Genomic DNA, 18,929 nt, shown 5'->3' on the forward strand with positions numbered 1-18,929 from the left:
GCCTATAAAACTGCGATGGTAACTGCCAGATAGTTTTCACCTGTGCAGAATGCTTGCCCTACCGTCTCCAGCTCTCAAACCGGTAGGTGAGTTCGGTGCGTTCGCCGTCTTTGCCCAGTAGGTAGCCCTTCTCTGAGGTTCTGCTGTCGGTGGCTGACGCGCGCTCCCATTCATTGCCCAAGAGTGGGGCGTAGGCGTCCCCACTGACTTTTCCCTCAAAGACGGTGCGTTCAACGCGGCTGAGCCTGCCACCAAGAATACCGGGGACTTCAGTGAGGGCTAATGCCTGTTCGTAGATGCTGGCTCCGCCCATCACCCAGAGGGTGCTCGCGTGCCCGCCACGGGAGACTCCCTCAGCAATGGCGTTAGGCAGATTAGGCACCCACAGCGCCCCGTCCTTCTGCTGGACGCTAGCTACAGAGCGCGAGACAAGGATGTTTAACCGGCCGGGCAGGGGGCGAAACCGCGGGGGGATAGACTCCCATGTCACCCTGCCCATGAGAACAGGGGATGCCCCGGTGATTTTCTTAAAGTGCGCGAGGTCTTCGGGCGCGTACCAGGGCATATCTCCGTCGCGTCCGATGACACCGTTTTCTGTCTGCGCCCAAATAGCCGCTAGTTCAGGAAGATTCATTAGATGGCGATCGGGGCTTTGATGGTCGGATGGTGGCGGTAATCAACCAGCTCGAAATCTTCAAATTCGTAGTCGAAGATGGACGCTTTCTTGTTTTTTACGCGTAGCTGAGGGTAGGGGTAGGGCTCACGCGAGAGCTGCTCACGTACCTGCTCGAAGTGGTTGGAGTAGATATGGCAGTCCCCGCCCGTCCACACGAACTCACCGGGTACCATGCCTACCTCTTCAGCAATGAGCTGGGTTAGCAGGGCGTAAGAAGCAATATTGAAAGGTACGCCCAAGAACATATCTGCCGAACGCTGGTAGAGCTGGCAAGACAGCTCTCGGGTGCCGTCCTGACCTGTACGAACGTAGAACTGAAAGAGGGCATGACAGGGTGGTAAAGCCATTTCATCAACTTCGGCAGGGTTCCACGCAGAAACAATATGACGGCGAGAATCAGGGTTAGTTTTTAGTGACTCAATGACCTTGGCAATCTGGTCAATGGTCTCACCGTGACCGGCAGGCCAGGAGCGCCACTGTACGCCGTAAACCGGGCCAAGCTCGCCGTCCTCATCAGCCCACTCGTCCCAGATACTTACACCGCGCTCTTGTAACCAACGCACGTTGGAATCCCCGCGCAAAAACCACAGCAGTTCAACCGCAATAGATTTGAAATGAACCCGCTTGGTAGTAATCAGCGGAAAAGACTCACGCAAATCAAAACGCATCTGACGACCGAAAACGCTGCGGGTGCCGGTACCGGTACGGTCAGATTTCTCGTCCCCGGTTTCCATAATCTCTGCGAGAAGATCCTCGTAGGGGGTGAGCAAGATAGACATAGCGGAAGACTCTCTGTACAGGTTTTTCTCACCGGCTATTCTAACAACAAAACTATAGCCACCCTATTCATAGACTGGCGGAGCGAAGTCCTGATCAAGCGCTTTTCCCAGCTCGTATCTCAAAGCAGGAGCCAAAGACTTAGCGTAGCTTCGGGAAATATGGTTGGAGTCGTAATAGACAGGAACTTCACCGGTGACGCCGGAACAGGTATCGTCAACGCAGAAATAGGGAAGCATATTTAGGCTGTGCAGGTTGTGGTGCTTAGTCGAAAGATCGGACGCCGCATCTGCCAGATAATCGCGCCATTCCAGCTTATCGAGGGGAGCCGTACCCCCTGACTCAATGGAACCAGAAACCTGAATGCACGCCGGGCCGATAAAATTGCCAGCGTGGGGTGTATCTCTAAGTACCACAATCTCAGTATCTTCAGATATAGCTTTAACCTGAGCTTCAAGTTTCTTGGTATTTTCGGTCAGCATCGGTAGGCCCTGCGGAGCATCAATAAGACTGCTGGCATTAGATGAGTAAAAGACAAGATCAGGTTGCACTTGCTGAAGCTTTGCCAAAGTCTGTGGATACCATGTGAGGCATTCCTGCACAAAAGGTTCAGTGAAGTGCCGGGTGCTTAGCGGAGTATTAATTGCTGGGCAACTTGATTGCATATCTAAGGTTAGTTTCCAATTGTTTGCGTTCGCGATAGGAATCAGCGCATGCATCCAATGTTCAGCATGTGAATTTCCAATCAACCAAACTTCTTGGGAGGGCTGTTGATGTACGGAAAAATCACATTCGAGGATTCGTTTAAATCCGACTGCGATGTTGGGTAGATTTTCGTTGACAAGGTATTGGCAATGAGCAGGGTATCCTCCCCACGGTGCTTCATCAGCAGTTGCTACCGACAAAACAGCAGGAGCAAAAGCTGGCTTGGGACAACCACTGCTGATCTCCATCAGCCGGTTAGCGCCGTAGCAACTCACTGGTGCTGTCTTCTCTGCAGACTCATCATCCGCTGGGTCTTGTTCAGCAGACTGAGCTGCGGCTTCCTCAGTAGAAGTAAATAATTTTTTGGATTCTGCTGCTAGATTTTGCTGTGTTTGGGCGGAATGGATGTTGAGCAGTGACGTTGCTCCAGCCATAATTATCACTGATGCCAACGCAGTAGCTAACGTTACGTGGGGTTTGAAAGCCGTGAAGAGATGCCTGCGGCTCGGATCTTCAACAGCGACCTTACTGAGCCACGCTAGAAGAATTGATCCCCCAAGAATTCCTAGCTTCGACCAGAAATCCAACTGATTCTGCAAAATATAGGGTAGCAAGATCATCAGCGACCAGTGCCAAAGATAGAGGGAGTAAGAGATATCGCCGATGAACTGAACCGGCTTGAAAGAGATGGCAGTCCGTAGTGCTGGCGCGTAGGTTATGGGACCTGTAGCAAGAATAAGAAGTGTTGCTAGAACAGGTGGTAGTGCCATCACACCGGGGAAGCTCGTGTTCTCTGAGTAGAAGAAACCAAAGGTGAACAGAGCTACCCAAGAGCCTACTTGAAGAATCGAGAGTGCTGCTTGAAAAGCTAAAGGTCTGTTTATCTGGGCCTTGTGGCTACCTAACTGTATGCCGAGCGCAACCACACCACCTGATAGGAACTCCCAGGCACGTCCAAAAGTATTGAAATAGGCACCAGCGGGGTTGGTCTGTAGCTCTTGAGTGGAGAAGATAAGAGACGCCAGAATAAGCAGCAGTGTAATGCCCAGCAAAATGGTCGGGAGCGCACGGGGAGCACCGAAGAAGAGTGCGGTTTTTCTGCTGAGGTGCCAGAAGACTAGAAACAAGACCGGCCACAGAAGATAGAACTGCTCTTCCACTGAAAGAGACCAGTAATGCTGGAAGGGGCTAGATTGGTTAGCCTGAGCAAAGTAGTCGGTGGCTGATGAATAAAGCGCCCAGTTCTGAAAGTAAGCGGTGGCAGCAAAACCTTCAAAGAGGATTTTACCCCAGTTTTGGGCGGGTACGTAGATAACAGTCAGTACCAGAGTTGTCACGGTCACCAGTAGAGCGGCAGGTAGAAGCCTTCGAGCGCGTCTAGCGTAGAAGCGCGGCAACATGACCTTGCTGGTGCTGCTAATCTCTTTGAGCAGGTGGCTGGTGATGAGGTAACCAGAAATGACAAAGAAAATATCAACGCCAATGTAGCCACCGGTAAAGCCATCAGCCCAAAGATGGTTGATAACGACGAAGAGCACTGCAAGTGCTCGCAGAGCCTGGATATCGGTGCGAAGACCTGCTGGTTTCTATGCTACTTGCGGATGCTTTAACCGTGAATTAAACCCTCGGGGGGGGGGATGCGACGTGAGAAGATATGTGGGGTGACAAGCTACTTTCAGTAAGGTTCCAGCGTTATGGGGAAATTTTACCTGTGTGTAGTCTTATTTATAGATTTTTTGCTGGGTAGATTCATTCTGCACGCATTGTGTGATTAGTCACTGAAAGGTTTGATCTGTTCCAAAGAAACAATCTCTGCCTGGGCGCCCACACTCACCTGCATCACCAGCATCTCGCCGGGAGTCAGATAGGGGTCGGCGGCGGGCAGATTTTTTGCCAGTCCAGCGTCCATAACACCCGCTAAAACTTCCAAAACTGTAGGCAAAACCGGGCGGTGGGTACACAGCATGACCGAATCATCTTTATCAAAAAGCCCCTGAATAATCTTGGCGACCTTCTTCGGGTGCGCCTTGTAGGCCGCCTCGGTGAGCGCTGATTTTTGTTTAATAACAAGACCCGTCGCTTTGGAGTACGGTGCCACCGTCTGCATACAGCGCGTCCAGGGTGAAGAAATAATACGAGTGGGAGCCCAAACCTGCAAAAGCTCACCCACCGCTAACGCCTGACGCTTGCCGGTTGCCACAAGGGTACGCTCGCCCTCGGCACCTGCCCAAGATGAACGGGGCTTTGCCTTGGCATGGCGCACAATAATGACGGGACGCGTGTGCAGATGACCGCGTTCATGCAGGGCAATAAGGGCATCTAGGGGCTCTTGGTCGGTGTCGTTGCTGAGGAGCTTTCGCGCCTCAGCGGGGCTAACCCAGCGCAATTCATCGACCTCACTCAAATCAGCTTGGGCGTGATCGCTTGATGAGGCACGAGCTGCCCAGTAGAAAACTTCTTTTTTACTGTGCTTGATGGAGTAACGGGTCACTGCCAGCGGCGCACCCAACGTGACGGTGAGACCGACCTCTTCACGTACCTCGCGCACCGCGGTCTCTGCAACGGTTTCCCCGTGATCCTGTTTGCCCTTGGGCCATGACCAATCGTCATAGTGGGGGCGGTGGATAATCAGCACTTCGATTTTGTCTTTTTTCTGACGCCAGATGATGCAACCTGCGGCAACAACCGGCGGCATATTATGGGTTGTTTTAGTGACGTTAAGCTGGTGGTCTGAGCGCGCAGCGCTGTACAACTGGTGGGGAGACATGTGTGTACTGTTGACTTTCTTGAAAAACCATAACAAAGGTTACGGTAGCCGGGGTGGGGCTATCGTAAACATCTTACTATTTTTGTAAGCCGCTAAAGGGGTAGTGAGTACTCAGCGAGCGTGAAAGAATCCAGACGAGATAAGCTGACCTGCCCCGTATGCGGGGGGGGGCAGGTCAGCCATCCATGAGTTTTTATTTTTTACGGCGAGATTCTAGGTACATTGCCTGCACATCGCGCAGGGGGTTGCCCTTCTCATCAAGGTGGTGGCGCACCCAGTTACCGTCTGATTCGAGAATCCAGTTGCTGGTTTTCTCTGAGGTGTAGTGCTTGAACATGTCAAAGAGGTATTTGATGTGTTCTGCTTGCTTGACGTGTACCAGGGCTTCAACACGGCGGTCAAGGTTGCGGTGCATCATATCGGCTGAACCGATGTAGGCAACAGGGTCGCCGGCGTTCGCGAAGGTGAAAACGCGCGAGTGCTCCAAGAACCTGCCCAGAATAGAGCGAACCTTAATGTTTTCGCTCAAACCGGGTACGCCGGGGCGCAGCGCGCAGATTCCGCGTACCACAACATTGACTTCAACCCCTGCCTGGGAGGCGCGGTAGAGCGAGTCGATAATCGCTTCGTCCACCATGGAGTTGCACTTGATTTGAATCTGGGCTTGACGGCCAGCTAGCTTGTGCTCGATTTCCTTATTGATGCGGTCTATGAGACCTGAGCGTAGCGAACGCGGCGCCACCAAGAGTTCTTTGTAAGTGGTTTTGGGCGCGTAGCCTGAGAGCTGATTGAACAGACGTGACACGTCTTCGGTAATCTGAGGGTCGCAGGTGAGCAAACCGAGATCTTCGTAGAAACGCGCTGTGGAGGGGTGGTAGTTACCGGTGCCGATGTGAGCGTAACGACGCAGACCGTCTGTTTCTTTACGCACCACCAGTGAGAGCTTGCAGTGGGTCTTCAAACCAACGATGCCGTACACTACATGCACGCCCGCGCGTTCTAGCTTTCGCGCCCACTTAATGTTCGCTTCTTCGTCAAAGCGCGCCTTGATCTCAACCAGTGCCAGTACCTGTTTGCCGGCTTCTGCAGCTTCAATGAGCGCGTCCACGATGGGCGAATCACCTGAGGTGCGGTAGAGAGTCTGCTTGATAGCCTCGACTTTGGGGTCTGCAGCAGCCTGCTCCAAGAATGCCTGCACAGAGGTGGCAAAGGAGTCGTAGGGGTGGTGTAGCAGCACGTCATGGTCACGGGTTGCCCCGAACACGTCCGCAGCCTTGGCGGTTTCTGCCGAGTTGAGCCAGCGCGAGGTATGAGCCACATGTTTGGGGTAGTGCAGGGCGGGGCGCTTAGCCTTGACGATGGCACTGACACCGCGCATATCTAGCGGCGCGGGTAGCTTGTACACTTCGCCCTGGCTCACGCGCAGCTCAGAAATGAGCAGGTCAAGAATGTTGGGGTTGATAGTGTCTTCTACTTCAAGACGCACGGGAGGGCCAAAGCGGCGGCGCAGCAGCTCCTTCTCTAAAGCCTTGAGCAGGTTCTCGGCGTCGTCTTCTTCGACTTCAAGGTCTTCATTACGGGTGACGCGGAAGGCGTGGTGCTCAACGACTTCCATACCGGGAAAGAGCATATCGAGGTGCTCCGCGATAATTGCCTCTAGCGGAATAAACAGGGCTTCTTTACCGGGGGTATTAACGTCGCGTTCCGTTGAAACGGCGACCATTCTGCCCAGGTTTTCGGGTACTTTGAGACGGGCAAAGAGTTCTTTGCCAGTCTGCGGGTTACGCACGATAACCGCGAGATTCAGTGAGAGCCCTGAGATGTAGGGGAAGGGGTGGGCAGGGTCGACAGCCAGGGGGGTGAGTAGGGGGAAGATTTCCTGGCGGAACATCGTGCCCAGACGTGACTTTGCCTCCTCATCAATTTCTTTCCAAGAGACAATGCGAATGCCTTCCTCTGCCAGCTCGGGCATGACCTGTTCGTGGAAGACTCGTGCCTGACGCTTCTGCAGATCGTGGGCAGCGGTTGAAATTTGTTCCATCTGCTCATCAGGAGTGAGTCCCGCAGCTGATGACACCGCGATGCCCGTGGCAATACGGCGCTTGAGACCGGCAACGCGCACCATGAAGAACTCATCGAGGTTGCTGGTAACAATCGAGAGAAAATTGAGGCGCTCTAGCAGGTGAAGGTTGGGGTCTTCTGCTAGTTCAAGCACGCGGGTATTGAACTGCAACCAGCTGATTTCGCGGTCTAGAAAGCGGTCGCCACCAAAATCACCGGCGAGATTGGGGAGCTTAATTTTTTCTTCGAGACCAATACGATCCCCGCGAGTATCAGCACGTTCAATTTTTGTGATGTCGTTGCTGATGTGCTGGGTACCGGTGTTAACAGGTGTACTCATAATCTCCTCTTACAAGAGCGTGCGGGTTGAAAGGAATGAATAGTGGTCTTAGGGCGACTTGGGGCGCTCGTACATGCGGTCTACGCTCAGATCGGTGAAACCTAGTGAGCGGTAGAGACCCATTGCTGGCAGGTTTTCTGCATCAACGTAGAGCACAATGCGGCTGAGCTTTTCGCCGGTGGGCGCGGACGCGCGAGTCAGGTAATCAATGCCTGCGAGAGTGAGCGCTTTACCGAGTTTTTTACCCTGCCAGGCGGGGGAGACCCCCACCGCGTAGACCTCTCCTTCGGGAGACTCCGCGGCAGGAACCGGAATTTTCGTCCAGTGGTAGCCTGCTAGACCGTTGGGTGCTTCTGCGATAAAGAAACCTTCTGCTTGGTACCAGTTGCTGTTGATGCGCTCTGTAAGATCATCGCGGGTGAGTTTGCCCTGCTCTGGGTGATCAGCAAAAGCTGCTGCGTTGAGGGTGAGCCAGGCGAGCTCCTCCGAATCACCTGCGAAAGTTCGTAGGGTAACACCTGGCGGTAGCTGCGTATTTTCGTGGGCTACGCGAATTGTGTGTACGGAGTCATCGGTCAATTCCAGCGCCATCTTGTGCAGTTCTCTGACCGGGGCCAGCCCGTGTTTTTTGGTGAGGTAGGCAGCAATATCCTGAAGGGAGCCGTCATCGTCCTTTTGTACCTGGTGAACCCACGCTGTGTACTGCGCTAGATCGTTCTGCGTCAGAACCTTAGTAAAGATGAAATCGGTAATCTGCGAAGCGATACCGCAGCCGCGCTGAGCGGGGTGGGCTGCGCCTTCAATAATGCCCGGTGATTCTTGGGTGGGGGTGACAACAACCCACGCCCCTAGTATCTGCCCACAATCGTCTGTGACAGTGAACAGGCGAGCCACCCCCGTATCGTCTTGAGCACAGCGGCGAAGGATTACTAGGGTTTGCTCCGAAAAGGGGCTGGTACCGTCATGCGCGGTCACATCAGCAACGAATGTCTCGAACTTCTTGAGTTGTTCGGGTGTTAGGGCGCTCTCACATGGAGCACGTGTCTGATCATATACCTGCATAAACGTACGACCTTTTCAACAGATGGTTAGTACATAAACAACTGTACTTGCTGTTACCGCCATCTCACACGCTTTTGATGCTTCTTTCGGACTCTCAGCTTAAGACTCACCGCGGACACTGCTGAAACTATAGCCCACATTACGCACAGTTGAAATCAGGTTCTCATGATCAGAACCGAGTTTGGAACGCAAACGACGAACGTGAACGTCCACCGTGCGAGTACCACCGTAATAGTCGTAGCCCCAGACCTCAGAAAGAAGCTGCGCACGGGTGAACACACGCCCCGGGTGCTGCGCTAAAAACTTCAGAAGTTCGAATTCCTTATAGGTGAGGTTGAGCGGTTCACCAGCTAAACGCGCTGTGTACGACGCCTCATCGACAGTGATCTCACCGCTGCGAATGAGATGTTCACCGTCGGTAACGTCTGTACTGAGTTGCGCGGTAGCTAGGCGCAATCGCGCCTCCACCTCAGCGGGACCAGCAGTATTGAGCAAAATATCATCAATCAACCAGGTGCTTGAGACCGCAGCTAAACCACCCTCCGTGAGCACCATCAGCAGCGGGGAAACCAACCCGGATGATTTGAGTATTTGCGCGGTATTACGCGCCTGAACCAACGACTCGCGGGCATCAATTATCACCACTGCCTCCGCCTCGCGGTTCAGCACATCAGCAGGAGTCTGCAACGAAAGTACCTGCGTCTTATGTCCCAGCAAATCAAGGGCAGGAAGAACATCACTACTCGAATTTGCCGTATCAGACAGCAACACCAGCTGGTTCACCATCACACCCCGATTCTTCACCCACAGACCCAAATACTGCACTTTCAAAAATTAATACTACAAAACACAACCGTTAACCTTTAGAAAAGCTGTTTCACAGTACAAGATGGTTTAATAAGTATTCCGCTAGCGACAAGGGGAAACTCCGCCCGTGCCACCTTACGAGCAAGACGCACACACTACCAAGCTGCGCACCTTCGTCCCCGAGCTCAGGCAGCTCCGAGATAAACAAAAGCGTAAAATGTATGAAGGACGCTTGGGTCGGGTAGGGGTATCACAACGTTCTCGGTACACCCTCGTTGCAGCAGCCGCAGGCATATCACTGGTAGCAGTTATCGTTGCTTCCATGCTCACACCGGTTGTTTCAGCAGTTGTATGTCTAGTGGCTGTAGCCCTGGTAGCAGGCGGATGGCCCGCAGCAACAGGTATTGCCGAATTACGCGAAACCCACCGTATTTACTCGCACTCCACCATTATTCTGCTGGCGGGCATTACCTCCGTCCTCTTTGCCCTCATCACCCCTAACGACGACCGCCTGGCAACGGTGCCGGTCGTAGCTGCCGTAGGCGTAGTCGGTAGTTTTTTATTAGAACTACTGCGCGGTGAGGGCGCTCGCGGACGTTTGGAATCGGTGATCTCGTGTGTGACCGGTGTGCTGGCTTCGGTCTCTGCTGCTGGCTGGGTGGCGCTCTCCCGTATGTACAACGACGGCAACAGCGATACCTGGACCATGATGCTGATTGGTCTTGTGTTTGCGCTGGTGGTCGGACTGCTGGGTACGCGCATCATTGCGGCCGGTCCGCAGGAGGGACCACGGCGCGGTGCCATTACCCTCGGAGTGACACCCGTAGCTTTTATCGGGGTTCTAAGCTATACAAGTGCGATATTCCTCACCTATGTGTTAGGGTAAGAACCATGATTGAAGCTCTAGAAATTTTCTTCCTTTTCTTGCTCGGTGGTGCTTTCCTGTGCATCGGAGGCGCAGCGTACGCTGTAATTGCTGGCTTGTTCAAGGGACAGAAATAAAAAGTAACTCCGGTAAGTATCTGCCGTTGAGTAAAAACGGGGGTGTTGGCTGTGGCGCTAACGCCCCCCTTTTTTCTGTGTCTTGAGCCTGTGAATATTCAGGGTACTGGTGGAACGGATGCGTTCGCCCGCTAGCGAAGAGGCTTTAGGCTATAGCTGGGTGAGCCCTAGAATGGGGGTATGGCTATTGAAATTCCCACCAATCTTTCTCCTGAACTTGTACCCCTTTCATGGTTGCTCGGCACCTGGGAAGGCACCGGCTCGCTGTGGTATGAGGGTTCTGAACAGACTCCTTTCGGTCAGATTATTACCTTCACTCAAGACGGGTTGCCCTTTGTGGAGTACCGTGCTGAGTCGTTCTTGCTTGATGACAGCGGTAATAAACTGCGTACTATCTCGGTTGAAACCGGTTTTTGGCAGATTGATCGTGAGCAAAAGGACGGCGACGTTGGCCCGGGCTTAGTGCCTGCCGATATTGTGCCCGAGTACTCTGATGCTGAATCCGTTGAAAAGCTGCGTAACGCAGACGATGCTTTCAATATCATGGCAACCATTGCCCACCCCGGCGGTATCAGCGAAAACTACGTGGGCATGGTGAAAGGCCCCGTAGTGCGTATGCAAACAGGTAACCTGATGCGCGATGAAATTTCGAAAGAATACGCTGGTTCAGTGCGCCTGTGGGGGCTGGTCAACGGCAATCTGATGTGGGACTGGGAAACCGCAAACCCCACCACCAAGAAACTTGAAAAGCACGCCTCAGCTGAACTCCGCAAGACCTCATCGATGACAGGCGATTCTTTGGGTACCTCCATGTTTGGTTCCTTTGACGATGAATCTAATGCTTCAGAAAGCGGCGAATAAAGGTGGAGGCATACACCAGCCCCCTGCTCGCTACTCACGGTACTTTCCCCGCGACGGGGGCGGATGCCGGGGTCGCAGCCCACTACGGCGACCCGGCTCGTGAACAGCGTCAGCTGGCGCGCGCATCTGCCCGCGTTATTGTGGATTACTCACAGTTGGGCGTCGTGACGGTAACAGGTGAAGACCGCGCCAGTTGGCTGACCACCCTCTCATCTCAGGTAGTGACAGGCCCGCTGGTGGCTCGCGGTGCTGATCTGTTGCTGCTATCAGCCCAGGGGCGCATTGATTTCTATATGCATGCTCTCGAAAATGACGGCACTATGTGGCTCATCACCGAGGGTTCTCACGCTCAGGCACTCACTGACTACCTCAACAGCATGAAGTTTATGCTGCGTGTTGAGATTGCCAACCGTACCGACGATTACGCTGTGGTGGGTTCTACTCGGGACTTCCGCGCAGATACTGATGCTCCTGCTATTTTGCAGAACGCTCGGGTGTGGCAAGATCCCTGGCCCGGCATCGTGCCCGGCGGGTACAGCTACGCCCAGAGTGTGGAGCATCCGGGGGAGGGCTACCGCTGGTTCCTCTCTATTATCAACCGTGTAGATCTTCCTGCTCTGGCTGAATCTTGCGAGCTTGCCGGAAGCTGGGCTGCCGATGCCCTGCGTATTGAAGCATGGCGTCCACGCTTTGGCTACGAGGTTGACCATAAGAGTATTCCGCACGAGCTTGATTTGATGCGTACCGCTGTTCACCTGAGTAAGGGCTGCTATAAAGGTCAAGAAACGGTAGCTCGCGTACACAATCTCGGTCACCCGCCGCGCCGCCTGACCTTCCTTGATCTCGATGGCACAGAGCACACCCAGCCGCCGGTAGGCGCTTCAGTGTATTCGGGTACTAAAAAAGTGGGTACTTTAACCTCTGTGGCTCAGCACTTTGAGGCTGGTCCCATCGGTTTAGCAGTGCTCAAACGCAATGTTGACCCGGCAGCTACGTTAATGGTGCGCGAGGAAATCGCAGGTGAAGAGGGCTCAGCGCCTACTGCCACCGATTACGCAGCGGCTCAGACCATTATTGTGACACCCGACGCTGGTCAGGTTGCTGGACGCCGCACCATGGGAGATTTCTTCCGAGGCTAGGCTATGTATGAGCTAAAGGTATAAAAAGCTCTGGCGCTTCCCCCCCCCTAGGGGTAAGCGCCAGAGCTTTTTAAGAACGAGCGAGAGGCTACACCGGTTTAGCGACCGAAGAGAACCTTCGCTTCATCCCAACGGTGCTGGGGAACGGTCTTGAGTCCGTCGAGTGCTTCAGCAAAATCAACGCGCTTAATATCGGTGCCCTGCAGAGCAACCATCTTGCCCCAGTCCTTATCGTGAATCATGTCAACGGCGCCCATGCCCAAACGGGTGGCAAGTACACGGTCAAAGCCGGTGGGTGCGCCACCGCGCTGGATATGACCGAGGGTAGTGTTACGGGTTTCGATGCCGGTGATGCGCTCGATTTCGTGGGTGACGTACTCGCCGATACCACCGAGGCGGGGGCGACCGTCCTTCTCCTGACCCTTACCTGCAAGAACGTCATCGAAGCCCTCGGGGATGAAGCCCTCAGCAACAACAACCAAGGGGGAACGGCCGCGGTCATGAACTTCCTTGACCCACTGTGAAACCTGCTCCATGGAGACCTTCTGCTCGGGAATCAGAACAGCGTGGGCACCTGCTGACATGCCTGAATGCAGAGCGATCCAGCCGACGTGGCGACCCATAACCTCAGCTACCATGCAGCGGTGGTGTGATTCGCCGGTGGTACGGATGCGGTCCATCGCGTCGGTTGCGATGGAGACAGCAGTGTCAAAGCCGAAAGTGTAGTCGGTCGCTTGCAGATCGTTATCAATGGTCTTAGGAACACCAACAACGGGTAGACCTGCATCTGCCAGGCGCTTAGCGCCAGCCAGAGTGCCTTCGCCACCGATGGCGATGATAGCGTCGATGCCGTTCTTCTCTAGCATGATCTCGATATTTTCGGAGCCACCGTGAGGGCCATCGAAGGGGTTGGTGCGTGAGGTGCCCAAGATAGTGCCACCCTGGCGTGCTAGACCGCGTACCTTGGTGCGGGGAAGATCCATGTAATCGCCCTCTACAACACCGCGCCAACCGTCGCGGAAACCAACAAACTCGTAGTCGTAAGTTTTGATGCCGTTGAGTACAGCACCGCGGATTACAGCGTTGAGGCCGGGGCAGTCGCCGCCTGAAGTGAGCAGACCGATCTTCATGGAGGATCTCCTAAGTTTTTTTTCCTAGTGGAAAGGTTGATGGGGCTTTTCAGCGGGTAGATAAAACAAATGTGCTAACCCACAGAAAAGCTGTTGGTTCTATTCTAGTAAACCTGTGCTTGTGTGGGTAACTGTGGGAGTTGAAGTCCCTATGAATTTTCCCTCCCTCTATGACTTCAGCTACTTCATAAGCCCTGACTGGCCCCATCTAAAAAGTGGCGCTGGTGATCGATGCCGAGAACCCGCGCCGTGCCGTACTTTTTTATACCTGCGAGACGAAATGGGAGCATCACCGCTGCGTATTAACGAAATGTTTGCCTTGCTGTACGACAACAGGGGAACACACGAGGAGATGCTTGCTACCAACATCGCCAGTAACGAACTGTTCCCGAAATAGCCCATACCCGGTGCGCTCGAATGAAACTGTTGCGTTAGATGCCGGTCTCGAGTTCTTTGCGGTGACCACTGGTCTTTATGGGGCTGAGGCGTTTAGCGGTCGGAGGACCGTGTTAGACAATATAAGCCGGTTTCTCAGCGTCCTATAGGTTGTGCAAGGGATAGAAAAATCGGTGCCTGCTCAGTCAAAGAACAGGCACCGATATATAATTCAGCGAAGCAACTTTAGCGGGCAGTCGCCAGCAGCTTCTGGATGCGTGCTAGGCCTTCTGCAAGGTCATCGTCGCCGAGTGCGTACGAAAGACGCAGGTAACCTGAAGGGCCAAATGCCTCGCCGGGCACCACAGCAACCTCGGCTTCAGTCAGAATGATTTCTGCCAGTTCAGCCGAAGTCTGCGGGGTCTTACCGGCGATTTCTTTGCCGAGCAGCTCACGGACGTCCGCGTAGACATAAAAGGCGCCCTTGGGGGTGGGGCAGTGTACGCCATCAATCGCATTCAAGCCCCCAACAATTGTTGCGCGACGGCGGTCAAAGGCGGTGTGCATCTCGTTGACGGCATCAAGTGAACCGGACACCGCGGTCAGAGCTGCAATCTGGGCAACGTTATTGACGTTAGAGCTCAGGTGTGATTGCAGGTTGGTTGCTGCCTTTACAACATCTGCCGGGCCAATGAGCCAACCGACGCGCCAACCTGTCATAGCGTAGGTCTTGGCAACGCCGTTGAGAATAACGGTGTTTTTAGCAAGTTCGGGAACAGCCTTGAGAATAGAGGTGAAAGGCACCTCATCGTAGGTGAGGTGCTCGTAGATTTCGTCGGTGAGCACGAAGATGCCTTTAGCAAGTGCCCACTCGCCGATTGCTTTGGTTTCTTCGGGAGTGTAGACCGCGCCGGTGGGGTTTGATGGCGAAACGAAAATCAGTGCCTTGGTGTTCTCTGTGTATGCATCTTCGAGCATCTCGGGCGTGACCTTGTATTCAAGGTCAGAGCCTGCGAAAACTTCAATGGGGTTACCGCCGGCAAGGCGAATTGCCTCGGGGTAGGTAGTCCAGTAGGGCGCGGGCAAAAGTATGTCATCGCCTTTATCAATTACGGTGGCGAAGGCTTCATACACTGCCTGCTTGCCGCCGTTGGTAACGATCACCTGTGAGGGATCAACCTTTACGCCTGAATCACGCAGGGTCTTTTCTGCAATCGCTTCTTTGAGTTCAGGCAAACCGGCAGCTGCGGTGTAACGGTGATTTTTGGGGTCACGCACCGCTTTTTCTGCTGCTTCAACGATGTAATCGGGTGTTGGGAAGTCGGGCTCACCGGCGCCGAAACCAATAACGGGGCGACCTTCTGCTTTCAAAGCCTTAGCTTTGGAATCAACGGCGAGGGTGGCGCTGGGTGCGATAGCGGCGATGCGCTGGGCGATGCGTGCCATGGGTGCTCTCTTTCAAAAAGTACAGCGAAGTGTAAAGACTAATCCCCACTGTGTGGTGCTTCGTGGGTTTAAGCATATTTTAGGTCTGCCTTACTGTGAACCATTTCGCACCGGGTCTGCAGAAGTGAGATGAAATCAACGCCAGTTCTTGAGATGGGGAGGGGGCGACTCTGTATGTAGCAGGGGTGAGAGGGGGCTGTAGAGGGGCGGACGCGTCCGCCAGCTTTGTTGTTGCGGAGGCGAGAAAACGATGTAAGCGCTGAAACAAACCCCCAAGAGGCAAAATTGCAAAATCTTTTTCTATGCCCTAAAGTTGTACCTGTTGTTCGCAACCGAACAACATTTTTGCTTGTTATCAAGTGAAACCTTGCGAAACCTATGTTTCAAAGGGCGGTGGCTCAATTGGTAGAGCAGCGGTCTCCAAAACCGCAGGTTGCAGGTTCGAGTCCTGTCCGCCCTGCTTTTACAAAGCCTCATTAGAAAAATTTTTGACGTTTCGGCGTTGATCATCACGAAAGGGGCTTAGTGCTCATGGCTAAGTCTGTTGCAGCCGCTCACGATTCAGATACGCAAAAACGCGGTTTCTTTGGTGGAATTTTGCAGTTCATTCGCGAAGTCATCGCAGAACTCAAAAAAGTAACCACCCCCACCGGTAAAGAACTCACCAATTACGTGGTTGTTGTCCTCGCGTTTGTGGGGTTCATGTTGCTTCTGATTTTCGGTCTTGACTGGTTGTTCGGTCAGGCTGCTTTCTGGATTTTCGGCAATGGTGACGTACCCGGTGTCTAAATGGTTTAGCACCTCCGGCAAAAATAAATTAGACTGTAGCTAAAGACCTTTTAAAACAAAGAACCTTCGTCAAGTGCTCTTGATGGGAGGTTCTTTCAGTATCACGAGAAAGCAGGCTGCCGTGTCGGATCAGGAATTTTCGCCCGAGCTTGATGAAGCTATCGAAGCATCAGAAACCACCGAGATTGAGAACGCAGAAGCTGAAGACTCAGAGAACATACCCGTTGCGGAGCCTGTAGAAGCTGAAGAGCCTGCAGAAGCTATTGAAGTTGCTGCAGCTCAGGTTGCTGAGGAAACCGCGGGAGAAGAAGCACCCGCTGTTGATCCCATGGAGGAGTTCAAAGCCAAGTTGCGCCGCCAAGAAGGCGACTGGTTCGTCGTTCATACTTACGCAGGCTACGAAAACCGCGTGAAGACTAACCTTGAGACCCGTGCTCAGACCTTCAATGCTGAAGAAGACATTTTTGAGATCCAGGTACCTATGGAAGAGGTCATGGAGGTCAAAAACGCTTCAAAGAAGATGGTTCGTCGTGTGCGCATTCCCGGTTACGTGCTGGTTCGCATGAACCTGACCGATGAGACCTGGGGCGTGGTGCGCCACACCCCCGGCGTTACCGGCTTCGTCGGTCAGGATGCCTACAACCCCGTACCCCTGCGTCTGAACGAAGTCATTGATATGTTGGCTCCCGTCTTTGAAGCAGAGCTGGCAGAAGCTGGCGAGGTTCCCGCAGCTGCTCCCCAGTACGAAACCGGCTGGGAGGTTGGTGAGGCTGTCACTGTCAACGAGGGTCCTTTTGAGGGTATGCCCGCAACCATTTCAGAGATTAAGCCCGAATCGTCATCGATGGTTGTGCTCATTTCTGTCTTTGAGCGCGAAACCCCCGTGACCCTCAACTTCGGTCAGGTCACCAAGATGTAATCAGTCCGTTCGTGGCTGTTTCCGACCCGCCTGCGCGCGTCCGCAAACCCCTAGAGAGGGTGTATGACGCGCACAGGTGGGTTTTTATATGCCCGTCGCATGCTTGCTCTGGAGGGTATGTGAAGAAGCAGACATACGCAGAAAAAGCGCGCCAGTGGTTTTAAGGACGCAGAGACACTAAGATGGTGTGTTGCATGTGTTTACCTAACGCTTGGTAAAGATATGCCCGGCAACCGCGCCACGGTTGCCACCAGCCAGCGTCACGCTCCTGTGCGTTGGTTCAACAGCTAAGAAAAGGATGCTTACATTGGCTCCCAAGAAGAAGGTCACAGGCCTCATCAAGCTGCAGATTCAGGCAGGCGCTGCTAACCCCGCTCCTCCTGTTGGCCCCGCACTGGGTCAGCACGGCGTGAACATCATGGAGTTCACTAAGGCGTACAACGCTGCAACTGAACACATGCGCGGCAACATCGTTCCGGTTGAAATCACCGTTTACGAAGACCGTTCATTCACCTTCATCACCAAGACCCCTCCCGCATCAGGTCTCATTAAGAAGGCTGCTGGCGTTGCTAAGGGTTCAGGCGTTCCCCACACCCAGAAAGTCGGCTCAATCACAGAAGCTCAGGTTCGTGAAATCGCTGAGACCAAGATGCAGGACCTCAATGCAAACGACATCGACGCAGCAGCGAAGATCATTGCAGGTACCGCACGCTCAATGGGTATTGAGGTTAAGTAACACCTCCCCGTAGCTTTTAGCTACACACAACAATTTTTAGGCGCTAGCGACTAGGCATCTAGTAGCTGGCATGTGGGAAGAGCCCGCGCGGTTCATATTCACCACAACTGCATAAGGAGATAAGCAGATGGCAAAGCGCAGCAAAGCGTACCAGGCAGCTGTAGCCAAGATTGAAGAGGGTAAGTTCTACACCCCCGCCGAGGCTATTGCTCTTGCAAAAGAAACCTCATCAACCAAGACCGATGCAACCGTTGAGGTTGCACTGCGTCTTTCAGTTGACCCCCGTAAGGCTGACCAGATGGTGCGCGGCACCGTTAACCTGCCCAACGGCACCGGTAAAACTGCACGCGTTGTAGTTATTGCTGAAGGTGATAAGGCAGCAGAAGCTGAAGCAGCTGGCGCAGATTTCGTTGGTTCAGACGAACTGATCGCTAAGATTGCTGGCGGCTGGGTTGACTTCGACGCAGCAGTTGCTACTCCCAACCTCATGGGCAAGGTAGGTCGCTTGGGTAAGGTTCTTGGTCCTCGTAACCTGATGCCGAACCCCAAGACCGGTACCGTCACCATGGATGTCACCAAGGCTGTTAACGACATCAAGGGCGGTAAGATTGACTTCCGCGTTGACCGTAACTCAAACCTTCACTTCATCATCGGTAAGGCTTCATTCTCAGAAGCTCAGCTGGTTGAGAACTTTGAGACAGCTCTTGAGGAAATCAACCGCCTCAAGCCCTCATCATCAAAGGGTCGCTACATCTCAAAGGCTACCGTTGCTACCACCTTCGGCCCCGGCGTTCCCGTGGATCCCTCAGAGGTTGCAGCATAATCTAGCTTTTTAGGTTTATAGCTTTTATAAGAATCCGGCACCTGCTTGCAAGAGTCAGTGCCGGATTTTTGTATATCTGCATCAACATGATTTGTTGAAATCATTGCCGGTCGCCAATATAGGTTTCTATGGTTATGGCAAGCTGTTGCACATTTACCGTTGCAATAGGGAGCAACATGAGACCGGTGAGAAAAATCTGGTTGTTATGCGTAATCTTGTTTTCGTTGGGGAACAACAATCATCGTAGTAACAACGATTTACGGCGGTATTCAATACCGGATTGCTGAAGATGCTGGAGAGGCAGACTTAACCGCTCCCCAAGAGCTTATGTATGCGTATTCAGTAGGATCTTGGGTTCTTTGCGGGGGTTCTGGCTACGAGACCTTGGTGGGCTTGATCTTTCACCTGAGACCATACTTTTTGTGGTGAAAAGTCCAAAGAGCTAGTCACGATGAAGCTGGTGTGTGGTGAGCATCCTTGACCTTGTTTATCTGAAAACTGTTTTCATTACCGT

General features: G+C 53.3%; 16 protein-coding genes and 1 tRNA gene. 8 read left to right on the plus strand and 9 right to left on the minus strand.

The features are described from left to right. Positions 1–58 precede the first annotated feature (58 nt). The 7 genes from JR346_RS02625 to JR346_RS02655 form a co-directional block, all read right to left on the minus strand. Positions 59–634 (minus strand): dihydrofolate reductase, encoded by a 576-nt coding sequence (locus JR346_RS02625; protein ID WP_205482978.1) that lies wholly within the window; start codon positions 632–634, stop codon positions 59–61. After that, positions 634–1,455: a thymidylate synthase gene (locus tag JR346_RS02630; protein WP_205482980.1), complete on the minus strand. Its 822-nt coding sequence runs from the start codon at positions 1,453–1,455 to the stop codon at positions 634–636. Before JR346_RS02630 ends, JR346_RS02625 begins: the two co-directional genes overlap by 1 nt. A 63-nt stretch (positions 1,456–1,518) precedes the next feature. Then, positions 1,519–3,720: an acyltransferase family protein gene (locus JR346_RS02635; protein WP_255521943.1), complete on the minus strand. Its 2,202-nt coding sequence runs from the start codon at positions 3,718–3,720 to the stop codon at positions 1,519–1,521. Positions 3,721–3,929: 209 nt separating this feature from the next. After that, the gene (locus JR346_RS02640) at positions 3,930–4,925 is read right to left on the minus strand and encodes an NUDIX domain-containing protein (RefSeq protein ID WP_205482984.1); all 996 of its coding nucleotides are present in this window, start codon (positions 4,923–4,925) and stop codon (positions 3,930–3,932) included. Positions 4,926–5,118: 193 nt separating this feature from the next. Continuing rightward, positions 5,119–7,326 carry an RNA degradosome polyphosphate kinase gene (locus JR346_RS02645; protein ID WP_205482985.1) on the minus strand — a complete coding sequence of 736 codons (2,208 nt, stop codon included), beginning with the start codon at positions 7,324–7,326 and terminating at the stop codon, positions 5,119–5,121. Positions 7,327–7,374: 48 nt separating this feature from the next. After that, entirely contained in the window at positions 7,375–8,388 is a 1,014-nt protein-coding gene (mshD, locus tag JR346_RS02650; RefSeq protein WP_205482987.1) for a mycothiol synthase, read from the minus strand. A gap of 99 nt (positions 8,389–8,487) precedes the next feature. Then, positions 8,488–9,171 carry a winged helix-turn-helix domain-containing protein gene (locus JR346_RS02655; protein WP_240334028.1) on the minus strand — a complete coding sequence of 228 codons (684 nt, stop codon included), beginning with the start codon at positions 9,169–9,171 and terminating at the stop codon, positions 8,488–8,490. A gap of 151 nt (positions 9,172–9,322) precedes the next feature. On the opposite strand from JR346_RS02655, the gene JR346_RS02660 reads away from it, so the two are divergent. The 3 genes from JR346_RS02660 to JR346_RS02670 all read left to right on the plus strand — a co-directional run bounded on the left by JR346_RS02660 (position 9,323) and on the right by JR346_RS02670 (position 12,197). Then, positions 9,323–10,081: a hypothetical protein gene (locus JR346_RS02660; RefSeq protein ID WP_205482988.1), complete on the plus strand. Its 759-nt coding sequence runs from the start codon at positions 9,323–9,325 to the stop codon at positions 10,079–10,081. Positions 10,082–10,377: 296 nt separating this feature from the next. After that, entirely contained in the window at positions 10,378–11,058 is a 681-nt protein-coding gene (locus JR346_RS02665; RefSeq protein WP_204877871.1) for an FABP family protein, read from the plus strand. 2 nt (positions 11,059–11,060) lie between these two features. Further along, positions 11,061–12,197 carry a folate-binding protein YgfZ gene (locus tag JR346_RS02670; protein WP_205482990.1) on the plus strand — a complete coding sequence of 379 codons (1,137 nt, stop codon included), beginning with the start codon at positions 11,061–11,063 and terminating at the stop codon, positions 12,195–12,197. A 98-nt stretch (positions 12,198–12,295) separates the two neighbouring features. Here JR346_RS02670 and JR346_RS02675 read toward each other — a convergent pair whose 3' ends face one another. After that, positions 12,296–13,327 carry a 6-phosphofructokinase gene (locus JR346_RS02675; protein WP_204877869.1) on the minus strand — a complete coding sequence of 344 codons (1,032 nt, stop codon included), beginning with the start codon at positions 13,325–13,327 and terminating at the stop codon, positions 12,296–12,298. 621 nt (positions 13,328–13,948) lie between these two features. Beyond that, complete coding sequence (locus JR346_RS02680; protein ID WP_205482991.1) at positions 13,949–15,148, minus strand: pyridoxal phosphate-dependent aminotransferase; 1,200 nt, start codon at positions 15,146–15,148, stop codon at positions 13,949–13,951. Positions 15,149–15,535: 387 nt separating this feature from the next. On the opposite strand from JR346_RS02680, the gene JR346_RS02685 reads away from it, so the two are divergent. The 5 genes from JR346_RS02685 to rplA all read left to right on the plus strand — a co-directional run bounded on the left by JR346_RS02685 (position 15,536) and on the right by rplA (position 18,415). Further along, positions 15,536–15,608: transfer RNA gene (locus JR346_RS02685), tRNA-Trp, on the plus strand. 71 nt (positions 15,609–15,679) lie between these two features. Next, a complete protein-coding gene (gene secE / locus JR346_RS02690; RefSeq protein WP_205482993.1) occupies positions 15,680–15,937 on the plus strand; it encodes a preprotein translocase subunit SecE in 258 nt (85 codons plus the stop codon). Positions 15,938–16,019: 82 nt separating this feature from the next. Then, positions 16,020–16,856 (plus strand): transcription termination/antitermination protein NusG, encoded by an 837-nt coding sequence (gene nusG, locus JR346_RS02695; RefSeq protein WP_205482999.1) that lies wholly within the window; start codon positions 16,020–16,022, stop codon positions 16,854–16,856. 307 nt (positions 16,857–17,163) lie between these two features. Continuing rightward, on the plus strand, positions 17,164–17,592 hold the full coding sequence (gene rplK, locus JR346_RS02700; RefSeq protein ID WP_204877864.1) for a 50S ribosomal protein L11: 429 nt from the start codon (positions 17,164–17,166) through the stop codon (positions 17,590–17,592). A gap of 127 nt (positions 17,593–17,719) precedes the next feature. Next, positions 17,720–18,415, plus strand: a complete 696-nt coding sequence (rplA, locus tag JR346_RS02705) for a 50S ribosomal protein L1 (protein ID WP_204877863.1) — start codon at positions 17,720–17,722, stop codon at positions 18,413–18,415. Positions 18,416–18,929: the final 514 nt, after the last annotated feature.

The organism is Rothia sp. ZJ932, from assembly GCF_016924835.1.
Classification (GTDB): domain Bacteria; phylum Actinomycetota; class Actinomycetes; order Actinomycetales; family Micrococcaceae; genus Rothia.